Consider the following 12,028-nt stretch of genomic DNA (forward strand, 5'->3'; position numbering starts at 1 on the left):
CGCCATCGTGACCGAACCATCTCTTCCCCCGCGTGCCGAGATTCCGCTGTCTTACCAGTGGAACGCCGCCAGCCTCTTTTCTTCCTGGGCCGCCTGGGAGACCGCGCTGCGCCAGGTGCAGGCTGACCTGGACAGCGTGCGCGCCTTTCAAGGCCGCCTATCCGCCGGGCCAGCTACGTTGCTGGCCGGGCTTGCCGCCGTCGAAGGGGTCATGCGCCGGGTAGGGCATCTGTACACCTACGCCAGCATGGCCCATTTCGTGGACATGACCGATCAAACCGCCGGCGCCGCCTTCAGCCAGGTCATTGGCCTGGTGGGGCAAGCGCGCGCGGCCGTCTCTTTTGCTGATCCTGAGCTGCTCAGCCTGGGTGCGGAAACCCTGGCCGCCTGGCAACAAACGGAGCCGGCGCTGGCCGTCTACGCCCATTACTTCGACAATCTGTTCCGCAAGCAGGCGCATGTGCGCTCGGCCGAGGTCGAGGAGCTTCTGGGCATGCTGGCCGAGCCGTTCGCCGGCGCCGAGTCTGTCGCGGAGCATCTGCGCAACACCGAGATGAAGTTAGCCCCGGCCAGCGCATCCGACGACCGCCAGGTGCAGGTGACCTTCAGCAACCTGGGCGAGCTGTTGACCGATCCGGACCGCCAGTTACGCCGCACGGCCTGGGAAAGCCAGACCAACAGCCTGTTGGCGGTCAAAAACACGCTGGCGACCGCGCTGGAAACATCGGTCAAGCAGAACGTCTTCGACATGCGCGCACGGCGCCATAGCTCCACGTTGGCCGCCTCGTTGTTCAATGTCAATGTTCCGGTTGAGGTCTTCCACAACCTGATTGCCACCTTCCGCCGGCATCTTCCCACCTGGCACCGCTACTGGGCGGTGCGCCGGCGGGCGCTGGGCGTCGAAACCCTGCATCCGTTTGACATCTGGGCGCCGCTGACCGGCGAGAAGACGCAGATCAACTACGACCAGGCGGTGGACATCATCGCGGCCGCTCTGCAGCCGTTGGGCGACGATTACGTGCAAATCCTGCGCCGGGGCGCACACGAGGACCGCTGGGTAGATGTGCTGCCGAACGCGGGCAAGGTAGGCGGCGCCTTCTCCACCGGCGCGCCAGGCGCCCATCCCTTCATCCTGATGAGCTACCACGGCGACCTGTTCAGCCTGAGCACCCTGGCGCACGAGATGGGCCACTCGATGCAGTCGTACCTGACCTGGCAGCAGCAGCCGTTTGTCTATGCCGACTATTCCTTGTTCGTGGCCGAAGTCGCCTCCAATTTTCATCAGGCCATGATGCGCGGCTATCTGTTGACCCAACCCAACACAGCGGCCTTTCAGATCGCTGTCATCGAGGAGGGCATGTCCAATTTCTTCCGCTACTTCTTCATCATGCCCATCCTGGCGCAGTTCGAACTGGAAGTGCATCAGCGGGTGGAGCGCGGCCAGGGGGTGACGGCTGACGACATGATCGCCCTGCTGGCCGATCTGTACGCCGAAGGCTTTGGCGACCAGGTTGCGCTCGATCGCGAACGGGTGGGAATCAACTGGGCCGCGTTCGGGCATCTGTTTGCCGATTACTACGTGTACCAATATGCCACCGGCATCTCGGCTGCCCATGCCCTGGCCAGCCGTATCCTGCGCGGCGAAGCGGGCGCGGCCGCAGCCTACCGCGAGTTTCTCAAGGCCGGTAGTTCGCTCTACCCGCTCGAGGCGCTCAAGCTGGCCGGCGTAGATATGACCACGCCGCAAGCCGTGGAGGACACCTTTGCCGTGCTGGCCGACATGGTCACACGCCTGGATGAGTTGACTGAGGGCCAAAAGCCCGGTTCAGTCCCGGTCACCGCACAACCTGACAAGAAGGACCACGACTCATGAGCACTGCACGCGACGCAGCGTTGGCATTTGCCCGTGCGCAACAGCCTCGTTTTCTCGATCAATATCAGGAATTCCTCACCATCCCCTCCGTGTCCACCGACCCGGCGTACGCGGCAGATGTGCAGCGCGCCGCTGCCTGGGTGGCAGACCGCCTGCGGGCTGCGGGGGTGACGCGGGTCGAAATCTTCCCCACGTCGTTGCATCCCGTGGTCTTCGGCGCATGGCTGGGCGCCGGGCCGGCCGCGCCCACGGTGTTGATCTACGGCCATTACGATGTCCAGCCCACCGACCCGTTGGCCCTGTGGGAGAGCGACCCCTTCACACCCACCCTCGTGGGCGATTTCATCCACGCCCGCGGCGCATCGGACATGAAGGGCCAGGTGACGGCCGTCCTGAACGGCGTCGAGGCGGCGCTGCACGCGGGCGGCCTGCCGGTCAACCTCAAGTTCCTCATCGAGGGCGAAGAAGAGATCGGTTCGCCCAGCCTGCCCGACTTCATCGCCGGCCAGCGCGAACTGCTGGCCAGCAGCTTCTCCCTGAATGCTGATGCCGGCGGCCTGGTCAATGGCATCCCCGCCATCGGTTACGCTCTGCGCGGTTTGACCTACTACGATCTCTACGTCTACGGCCCGGCGCGCGACCTGCACTCCGGCGGTTTTGGCGGCGTTATTCACAACCCCGCCCAGGCGCTGTGTGAGTTGATTACCGGCATGCACGATGCCAGCGGCCGCGTCACCCTGCCCGGCTTCTACGACAAGGTGCGTTCATTGAGCGCGGAAGAGCGGGCCGAACTGGCGCGTTTGCCCTTTACGGACGATCATTTTCGCCAGCAGGCCGGCGTGACACATCTGTGGGGCGAAGTCGGTTTCTCCGCGGTCGAACGGATTGGCGCGCGGCCCACGCTGGAGGTCAACGGCCTGCTGTCTGGCTTCACCGGTGAAGGCTCCAAGACGGTGCTGCCGGCCTCGGCGCTGGCGAAAATTTCCATGCGCCTGGTGCCGGATCAGGACCCGCGCGAGGTGAAAGAACAGCTCTTGCGCTACCTGGAAAGCCATGCGCCGCCGACCGTTCGCTGTGAGGTCAGGGAGCTGAACGTGGCTTACCCGGTGTTGACCGATCGCGCCATGCCTGAAGTGCGCGCGTTGCAGGATGCGCTGCAAACGGTCTGGGGCGTGGCGCCGGTCTTCACGCGCGGCGGTGGCACGGTGCCGGTCGTGGCCGATCTCAAGCATCTGCTGGGCATTGATTCCGTGCTGACCGGCTTCAGCCAGCCGGGCGACCGCATCCACTCGCCCAACGAGCGGCAGTATCTGCCGAACTGGTCGCGCGGCGCCGAGGCCATCATTCACTTCTTGTACAACTTAGGGGCCTGATGTGAAATCCGCTTCCTCGAACCACTGGAGATTCAATGAGTTTACCGTTACGTCGTGATATCCGATCTGGCCTGAAGGTGCAGATCGTGGAAAAGCAGAATCAGCGCAGCGGCGCCGTGACCGAAGGCGTTGTGGCTCGTATCCTGACCAGCAGCCCGGCTCATCCCCACGGCATCAAGGTGATGCTGGAGGACGGCCGGGTTGGCCGGGTGCAGGCGATCGTGATGACCGATGTCTGACATCGGCAGCGGTATTTTGAGCAGAGGTCGCGACGGACTGCGCCTGGTCAACGCGGTGCAGCCGGCCGCGGGCGACATCAGTGTGTCGGCACAACTGATGCAGGCGTATGGCCTGGTCGAGGGAGCTACCGTGACCGGGCCAGTGCAGCAGGGCCGGGCAGGCCGCGAACTGATGGAAGTCACCTCGGTCTGCGGCCTGTCTCCTGCGGCCTTTCGGGCGCGCACCCCCTTCACACAATTGGTTGCGGTGGACCCCAACGAGCGCTTCAACCTGGGCGCGGGCGGCGACGTTGCCATGCGCGCGGTGGATTTGCTGGCGCCCATCGGCAGAGGCACCCGCGGCCTGATCGTCGCCCCACCCAAGGCCGGTAAGACCACGCTGTTGGAACAGATCGCGCGCGCCATCCGCGCCGAGCGACCGGCCGCGCGCATCGTCGTCCTGCTGATTGACGAGCGCCCTGAGGAACTGACCTACTTCCGGCGCACGGTGGCGGCCGAGGTTTTTGCCAGCTCCAGCGATCAAAGCCCGGCCGAACACACGGCCCTGGCAGAACTGCTGCTGGCGCACATCCGCACCGAACTGGAATGCGGCAATGACATCGTCGTGCTGCTCGACAGCCTGACCCGCTTGGCGCGCGCGTTCAACCGCCGCAGCAGCGGCAGCGGGCGCAGCCTTTCCGGCGGCATGGACGCCGCAGCCCTGGAGACGCCGCGGCGCTTCTTCGGCCTGGCGCGCAACATCGAAAACGGCGGCTCGGTCACGATCCTGGCCACCGCCCTGATCGAGACCGGCTCGCGCATGGATCAGCTCATCTATGAGGAATTCAAGAGCACCGGCAACAGTGAAATTGTGCTGGACCGCGACCTGGCCCAGGAACAGTTGTACCCGGCCATTGATGTTCACCGCACCGGCACCCGCAAGGAAGAACGGCTGGTCAGCGCGACCGACATGGCGCACCTGGTCACCCTGCGGCGCACCCTGGCCGGCTACCCGCCCCAGCAGGCGCTCACCCATCTCCTAACACTCCTGGCCCAGTATCCGACCAACACTGAGCTGCTGCAGCACCTCCCGCCGGCCAGGCGGTAGTCTATGAAGTATCTTTGCCACATGAAGGTGAATCATGAGTGACTTATTCAATCGAACGATCGCCATACTTGGCGGCACCGGCGCGGAAGGCGCCGGCCTGGCGATGCGCTGGGCGCGGGCCGGACTCAGGGTGATCGTCGGCTCGCGCCTGGCCGACAAGGGCGCCGCGGCCGCGGCCGCGTACAACGAACGCATCGGCGCCGTGGCCCATCCGCTCGTCGGAACCGACAACCTCAGCGCAGCACAAGCGGCGGACATCGCCGTGCTGACCGTGCCCTACGCGGCGCACCTGGCGACCCTGGGCGGTCTCAAGGACGCGCTACAAGGCAAAATCCTGCTCGACGTGACCGTGCCCCTGGTGCCGCCCAGGGTCAGCGTCGTGCAGCTCCCCGCGGCCGGCTCGGCCTGCCTGGAAGCGCAGAACTTCCTGGGCGAGGGCGTTCAGGTCGTGGCCGCGTTCCAGGACATCTCGGCCGAGCACCTGGGCGACCCCGATCATGACCTGGACTGCGATGTGCTGGTGGCGGGCAACAGCAGGGAGGCAAAGCAGGTCGCCATCGAGCTGGCTCACCTGGCCGGGCTGGACGCGTTCGACGCCGGACCGCTGGCCAACGCCGGCGTCATCGAAGGCATGGCCGCCGTGCTGATCGGCATCAGCATCCGTCACAAGATCAAGGGCGCAGGCATTCGCCTCACCGGCGTCCCGCGCGGTTAGGGCGCAAAACAGCGTTCAGGGCATGGTTGCCATCTCGAACTACCAGTGCGACCTGATGGAAGATCTCTACCCGGCGCCCAAGTGGATCAAACACGTGGCGGCCGCCAAGACCATTCACTCGACCAAAGGCACGCGCACCGAAGCTCTTTGGGCCAACTACGACATAGCCAAATTGCAAAAACACATTTGGCGCAAGATGCCACGAGCACGATCTTGAATCCAACACAACTAATGCTCACCGCTCTCACCGATATTCCCCTCATCCGACCGGGCGACGACCTGGCTGCCATCGTCCTGGCCGGACTGGCGCGGGCGGAGTTGACCTTGCAGGATGGCGATGTGATCGTCATTGCCCAGAAAATCGTCTCCAAGGCCGAGGGGCGCCTGCTGCATTGGCGTGAGCTGATCCCCTCAGCGCAGGCGCTGGAACTGGCCGCGCTGACCGGCAAACACCCCGGCCACGTGCAGGCCATCCTGGACGACAGCCTCAGCATCGTGCGCGTCGCGCGCGGCGTGCTCATCACCGAGCAGCGCGCCGGCTGGATTTGCGCCAACGCCGGCGTGGACCATTCCAACGTGGACGGCGACAGCGATGACCTCCTGACCCTGCTGCCGGAGGACGCCGACCGCTCCGCACAGCGTCTGCGTGAGCGGCTGGTTGACGCGACCGGCGCGCAGATTGCCGTCATCATCAACGACACTCACGGCCGCGCCTGGCGCATGGGTGCGGTAGGCGTTGCCATCGGCGTCGCGGGCATCATCCCGGTCACCGACCTGCGCGGCCATCCCGATCTGTTCGGCATGACCCTGCGCAGTTCCGAGGTGGGCACGGCCGATGAGATCGCCTCGGCCGCCTCGCTGCTGATGGGGCAGTCAGACGAAGGCCGCCCGATCGTGCATGTGCGCGGCGCGCCTTTCCAGGCCGGCGAAGGCTCCGCACGCGCAATCGTGCGTCCCCCGCAGCTCGACCTGTTCCGCTAGACCAGGCGAGTGGAATCGAGCAGAATTGTGTCGAATCGAGCAGAAGGGAGGGACTGATGCGTTACTTGTTTCCCGGTATGGATCCATACCTCGAAGGTTACCTGTGGCCGGATGTGCATCTGGCCCTGGCCGCCCAAATACGCCGCCAACTCGAACCCTTTCTGCGCCCCAAATACGTGGCGCGGCTGGCCATTCGCATGGTGGGAGATGCAGCCGAAGGCATCGAAATCGCGCCGACCAATGGCGACAGACCGGGGTCTGGCAGCCAACCGGACATCGAGGTCGTCAAGCGGATGCCGCCGGCGCGTGCGACGGTCCCTTCAGCCCCCTTCGCGCAGAGCAGCCTGCCCATCTCACCGCCAACCGCAGTCCTCACCCTGCCGGAGCCGATTCAGCGCCGCCTCGTAACCGTGGAGGTGCGCGATGCCGCTTCGAATGAGTTGGTCACAGCGATCGAACTGATTTCGCCAACCAACAAGCGCATGCCCGATCTACATCGTTACCGCAGCAAGCGTCGGGCGCTGCTGACGGCCGGCAAGAACCTGCTCGAAATTGACCTGATTCGCCGGGGAACGCGGCCCTTTGCCTTCTCTGGGATGCCGGCCGCAACCTACGCCGTCGCCCTGACTCGCAGCGACAATCCCAACCGGGTGGAATTTTGGGCACTGAACCTGCCCGATCCGCTACCGGTTCTGCCGACGCCCCTGCTGCCGCCCGATCCTGACGTGGCGCTCGACCTGGGAAGCGCCCTGCGCACGGTGTACGAAGAAGCCGACTATGACTTGAGCCTCGATTACACGCAAGCGCCCCCGCCCCCGGCCTTGCGCGAGGCCGACGCGTCGTGGCTGGCAACCTTACTTTCGGGATCAGGATTGCGTTGAACGCAGAGAACTCGTCGCACGAAGCAGAGCGATGAAATCGGCCTGGGCGGCCGGCGCTGGGGAGCGGCGGTCGGCGCAGGCCGACCTGGGCGGAGCCTTGGCCGGAAATCTGGCGGCCCTGATGCTGCGTGAAAAACACCTCGCCGTCGCCGTTGGCCTGGCGCCGGCCGGCCTCGTTGGCCTCATCTTCGTCGTCATCCCGCTCGCCATTTCGCTCTACGTCAGCCTGTGGGAATGGCCCCTCCTGCGCCCTGGCCGCGAATTCCTCGGCCTGGGCAACTACGCCCGCCTGCTGCAAACGCCTGATTTTTGGCGCGCCCTGCGCGTGACACTGCTCTACGCCGCGGGCGTGGTTGGCCTGGGCACGCCGCTGGCCCTTCTCCTCGCGCTGGCGCTGCACCAGGTGCGTCGCGGGCAGGCCCTTTACCGGACGGCGATCTTCTTGCCTGTCGCCATCACCACCGTGGTCGCGGCCATCTTCTGGCGCTGGCTCTATCAGCCCTACGCCGGGCCGCTGGCGCTGCTGTGGCAAGTTCTCGGCTGGCGCCCCATCGCCTGGCTCAACGATGTGGCCTTGCCCGCGCTGATCCTCATGGCGCTTTGGAAACAGACCGGCTACTACGTATTGGTCTACCTGGCGGGCTTGACCGCGCTGCCGGCTGAGGTGCATGAGGCCGCGCGGCTGGATGGCGCAGGCTGGCTGGCCGAAACCTGGTACGTTACCCTGCCGCTGCTGCGCCCCATCACCGCGTTCGTGCTCATCACCGGCAGCATCTTCGCCCTGGAGAGCTTTGGCCCGGTCTACGTCCTGACCGGCGGCGGCCCGGCCGGCGCCACCACCACCCTGGTGCTCTATCTGTACGAACGCGCCTTCGCCTTTTCCGAGCTGGGCTACGCCGCGGCCCTGGGCTGGGCGCTTTTCGTGCTGCTCATTCCGTTGATCTGGCTGCAATTCCGCCTCTGGGGCCGCGCCGAGGTTGCAGCATGAAGCGCCGATCCGTCGGAACTTTCCTGCTGCACGCCGGTCTGACCCTCGCCGGCCTGAGCGCCATCTTTCCCTTCCTGTGGATGCTGCTCCTATCCGTGCAAGAAACCTCCCTCACCCTGACCGCGCCGGCCCTGCGCTGGCCCTGGCCTCCGTCGTTTGCCAACTACATCGCCGCCTGGCACGCGATCCCCCTGGCCCGCTATTACGCCAACAGCCTGCTTGTCGCCGGCGTCGTGGCGCTGGGCCAGGTCATCACCGGCCTGCTGGCCGGCTACGTCTTCGCCCGCCTGCAGTTTCGGGGACGCGACCTGCTCTTCCTGCTCTTCCTGGGCACCCTGCTCGTGCCCACCGAAGTGACCCTGATTCCGAGTTTCCTGCTCATGCGCTGGCTCGGCTGGGGTGACCGCCTGCCGGCGCTGACTGTGCCTTTCCTCGCGCATCCCACCGCCATCTTCCTGCTGCGCCAATATCTGTTGACCCTGCCGGGCGCGCTCGAAGACGCGGCGCGCATGGACGGCTGCTCGCATCTGCAAGTTCTGTGGTACATCTTCATCCCGCTGGCCCTGCCCGCGGCCGGCGTGGTTGGCCTGTTCAGCTTTCTGTGGAGTTGGAAGGCCTTCGTCTGGCCGTTGGTCATCATCCAGACCCCGGCACGCTACACCATCCCGGTCGGCCTGGCCATGCTGCAAAGCGAGCTGGGCACAGATTGGCCTCTGCTAATGGCGGCCACCGCCCTCGCCACCCTGCCGGTGCTGCTGCTCTATACGGCGCTTCGGCGTAGCGAACGGGTGTTCGATTTCGGCTTCTGAGAAATTACACGGCTTTCGCCGTTGCCTGTATGCGGCAGGAGCAAGCACCTGCCAGATACTGATGGTTCGGAGGGAAACCTATCACCTTTCGCTGTAATCGTGGTTGATGTGAAAACGGCACTCCCAAACCGTAGGTCACGTCTCTGGCGTGACGATGCCGTCTGCGTCAGAGTATGCTTCCCTGCGCCAGCGTTGTCCGGCCAGGAGACCGGACCTACGGTGACGGGTGCATTTCAGTCCTGGGCACAGCCCACGCAAGTGGGCTTCGCAGTCGTTGCAGCGACTTGCAGTCGCCGGGCGACGAACTGACTGCACAACTCCTGACATCAAGGCTTTTTTGTGCGTCGAAACTCCCAAAGGAGATCGTTATGCTTGCGTTGACCAGGCCTGCGCGCCTGCTGTTCGTCTTGTTCCTGGCCGTTCTCTTGGCGGCCTGCGTCCCTGCGTCATCCACCCCGACCGGCCCGGCGACCCCGGGCGCTCAATTCCCCACCACCCCGCCGCAGACACCAGCGATTACCGTCACGCGTCTCACCCTGTGGCACGCCTACGGCGGCGCCCTGGGCCAATCGTTCGACGCGCTGGTGCAGCAGTTCAACCAAACCCACCCCACCATCCAGGTCGAGTCGAGCTATGGCGGCACCCTCTTCACGATGCGCGAAAAGCTCGTCACCGCCCTCGCGGCCAAGTCCGGGCCGGACATGGCGCAGATTGACCAGTTCTGGTCGTCAGAGCTGGCCGATGCCGGCGCGCTCGTCAGCCTGGACGACTTCATCGCAGGAGATGCCAGCCTGGCCGGCGCCGACATCTGGGACAAAGCCTGGCAAACGGCCAGCTACCAGGGCAAGCGCTGGTCCATGCCCTTTGCGCTCAGCAACATCGCCCTGTACTACAACAAGGCGCTCTTCCAAAAAGCCGGGCTGGACCTCGATCAGCCGCCGGTCACCTGGGAGATGCTGGCCGCGATCGCCCGCCAACTGACGCTGGACGCGGACCAGAACGGCACGCCGGAGCAGTGGGGGATCACCATGCCGCTCAAGGCCAATGAAGGCAACGTCTATTACTGGCTGGCTTTCTTGTGGCAGAACAACGGCGCGCTTTTCAGCGATGACTTCAAGGCGGTACGCTTCGACGAAGCGGCCGGTGTGGAGGCGCTGCAATTCTGGGTTGACCTGGCGAAGAAGGATCGCTCGCTGCCGCTGGCGCCGCCGGAAAACGGCTTCGAGGGGGGCAAGGTGGGCATGGCCATTGCTTCCACCGCGCGCCTCAGCGCGCTGCGCAAGGCCCTGGGGCCGGACAACCTGGGCATGGCGCCCCTGCCCGGCCACAAACGGACCGCCACCGGCGTGGGCGGCGCCAATCTCGCCATCCTCAGCCGCGCCAAAGATCAGGCCGCGGCCTGGGAATTCATCCGCTGGATGACCAGCCCGGAGACCAACCTGGCCTGGAGCATGGCCAGCGGCTATTTGCCCCTGCGTCAGTCTGTGGTGCAGTCGGCCGCTTACCAGGATTACCTGAAACAGACCCCGCAGGCGCAGGTCATCCTGGATCAGATGGCGGTCGCGGTCGTGCGCCCCAACGTGCCGGCCTACACCCCGGTTTCGCGTGAGATCGGCCTGGCCATCGAAGCCGCCCTCTTCACCGACATCAGCGCCCAGGCCGCGCTCACCGCCGCCGCGGCCAAGGCCGCGTCTGCAATCAAGTAGAAAGGCAAGCCGCTATGAACGAAAAAGATATTTCGACGCTTTTGGAAACTGACTGGGAACGTCTGGACCGCATGACAGACGACGATATTGACTATTCAGACATCCCACCGCTGGGGGATACGTTCTTTGCCCGGGCGCGCGTGCGTACCTCTGACCGCCGCCACCAGCGTAGAACGCGCAGGCCGCGCAGGGTGTTCCAGCGGCCTGGCTGACCCACCTTCTCCATGTAGAAGAAGACCTGTCCGGCCCAGTTGGTCCCCTGTTTCCAGCGGCCGTCAGGCGTTTGCTTGCTCAGCAGAAGTTGGACAGCGTCGGTCATGCGGTCATCGGCGGGCGCATTGACCGCCTGGAAGTAGTCGAGGGCGCGTAGAAAATCATAACGCCAGCGCGGCGGGAAGAAGATGCGGATAAGATCGGGATCAGCCACCTGGCCGGTGCGGTGCGAGCGGTAGAGCCGATGCTGCCAAAGAAACTCGTGCGCCCGATCTACCGCTGTCTGCACTGCGCTGGCCCCGTCGGGCGCCAATTGAACATACTCGTGCAAGGCTTCCAGCACGGAAAGGGTGGTGTGGAACGAGCCGTGCGTGGCGCCATGCGGCCGTTCGCAGTTCCAGCCGCCGTCTTCCATCTGCTGGCCGAGCAGGTGCGTCACGATCTGGGGGACGCGCTCATCCCGACACTGGAAGTAGCTGAGCAGCGCCAACACCATGCCGGTCACGCACGTCTCACTGAACTTGTACGACTTGAAGAAGTTGATGCCACCGTCGCGGTAGAATCCCTGTTCCAACAACAGCATACAGCCCACCCGGGCCTGCGCGTTGTCCGGCGGCAGGCCCAGGTGGCGCAGCGTCAAGAGGGTGTAGGTGGTGGAAATCCACTTTGGCGAATAAAGCCCGCCGCCCCAGGTGCCGGCCGCGTCCTGCTGAGCCAACAACTGCGCGCCCCAGCCCGTCAGCGCGACCTGCGCCCGGTCCGCGGCCCAGAGCGCGGGTGGTTCATCCAACAGATCCCGGCGAGTCTGCCAGCGAACGGCCGGATCGCCCGCCAGCAGCCAGTCAATCACCGCTGCATCTGCACCTTCCATTGGAATTCTCCTTTCGCCATCAGCAGTTCCAAATGTAGCCATCCATGTGACTGGCCAGCGCCAGGCCGTCCTGGTGGGCGCGACGCGTCCCGTAGGGACACCTGACCTTAGCCATCCATCATCGCACGAGCCGTATCCGTCCCGTAGGGACGGTTGAATCCATCCCCCGCGGTCGTGGTATAGCGACGGATTGCGCTCGGGGCGGCCTCATTCAATCGTCCCTACGGGACGACGGGTGTGGGGGGGCATCGCTCGCTCAAGTCAAGGTGCCCCTACGGGGCGCCGCATTTCC

Annotated in this window: 11 protein-coding genes and 1 pseudogene; 11 read left to right on the forward strand and 1 reads right to left on the reverse strand. The window is 65.1% G+C overall.

Annotated elements, in window-relative coordinates; translation table 11 throughout:
* The first annotated feature begins 7 nt into the window (after positions 1-7).
* The 11 genes and pseudogenes from pepF to IPM84_03240 all read left to right on the forward strand — a co-directional run bounded on the left by pepF (position 8) and on the right by IPM84_03240 (position 10,652).
* Positions 8-1,873 carry an oligoendopeptidase F gene (pepF, locus tag IPM84_03190; GenBank protein MBK9091777.1) on the forward strand — a complete coding sequence of 622 codons (1,866 nt, stop codon included), beginning with the start codon at positions 8-10 and terminating at the stop codon, positions 1,871-1,873.
* Positions 1,870-3,246: a dipeptidase gene (locus tag IPM84_03195; GenBank protein MBK9091778.1), complete on the forward strand. Its 1,377-nt coding sequence runs from the start codon at positions 1,870-1,872 to the stop codon at positions 3,244-3,246. The genes pepF and IPM84_03195 overlap by 4 nt, the downstream gene beginning before the upstream one ends.
* A 35-nt stretch (positions 3,247-3,281) precedes the next feature.
* Complete coding sequence (locus IPM84_03200) at positions 3,282-3,485, forward strand: YwbE family protein (GenBank protein ID MBK9091779.1); 204 nt, start codon at positions 3,282-3,284, stop codon at positions 3,483-3,485.
* Positions 3,478-4,572, forward strand: a complete 1,095-nt coding sequence (rho, locus tag IPM84_03205) for a transcription termination factor Rho (GenBank protein MBK9091780.1) — start codon at positions 3,478-3,480, stop codon at positions 4,570-4,572. Before IPM84_03200 ends, rho begins: the two co-directional genes overlap by 8 nt.
* 34 nt (positions 4,573-4,606) lie before the next feature.
* Positions 4,607-5,287, forward strand: coding sequence for an NADPH-dependent F420 reductase (gene npdG, locus IPM84_03210; GenBank protein MBK9091781.1), 681 nt, complete (start codon positions 4,607-4,609; stop codon positions 5,285-5,287).
* A 7-nt stretch (positions 5,288-5,294) separates the two neighbouring features.
* Positions 5,295-5,504, forward strand: a pseudogene (locus tag IPM84_03215) (hypothetical protein).
* 14 nt (positions 5,505-5,518) lie between these two features.
* The gene (gene cofE, locus IPM84_03220) at positions 5,519-6,268 is read left to right on the forward strand and encodes a coenzyme F420-0:L-glutamate ligase (protein ID MBK9091782.1); all 750 of its coding nucleotides are present in this window, start codon (positions 5,519-5,521) and stop codon (positions 6,266-6,268) included.
* 56 nt (positions 6,269-6,324) lie between these two features.
* Positions 6,325-7,149 (forward strand): DUF4058 family protein, encoded by an 825-nt coding sequence (locus tag IPM84_03225; protein ID MBK9091783.1) that lies wholly within the window; start codon positions 6,325-6,327, stop codon positions 7,147-7,149.
* A gap of 31 nt (positions 7,150-7,180) precedes the next feature.
* Positions 7,181-8,137, forward strand: a complete 957-nt coding sequence (locus IPM84_03230) for a sugar ABC transporter permease (protein ID MBK9091784.1) — start codon at positions 7,181-7,183, stop codon at positions 8,135-8,137.
* Positions 8,134-8,946 (forward strand): carbohydrate ABC transporter permease, encoded by an 813-nt coding sequence (locus tag IPM84_03235; GenBank protein MBK9091785.1) that lies wholly within the window; start codon positions 8,134-8,136, stop codon positions 8,944-8,946. The genes IPM84_03230 and IPM84_03235 overlap by 4 nt, the downstream gene beginning before the upstream one ends.
* 368 nt (positions 8,947-9,314) lie before the next feature.
* The gene (locus IPM84_03240; protein ID MBK9091786.1) at positions 9,315-10,652 is read left to right on the forward strand and encodes an ABC transporter substrate-binding protein; all 1,338 of its coding nucleotides are present in this window, start codon (positions 9,315-9,317) and stop codon (positions 10,650-10,652) included.
* 91 nt (positions 10,653-10,743) lie between these two features.
* On the opposite strand, the gene IPM84_03245 is transcribed toward IPM84_03240, so the two are convergent.
* Positions 10,744-11,736, reverse strand: a complete 993-nt coding sequence (locus tag IPM84_03245; protein MBK9091787.1) for a hypothetical protein — start codon at positions 11,734-11,736, stop codon at positions 10,744-10,746.
* Positions 11,737-12,028: the final 292 nt, after the last annotated feature.

It is taken from the genome of Candidatus Amarolinea dominans, from assembly GCA_016719785.1.
Lineage (GTDB): Bacteria > Chloroflexota > Anaerolineae > SSC4 > Amarolineaceae > Amarolinea > Amarolinea dominans.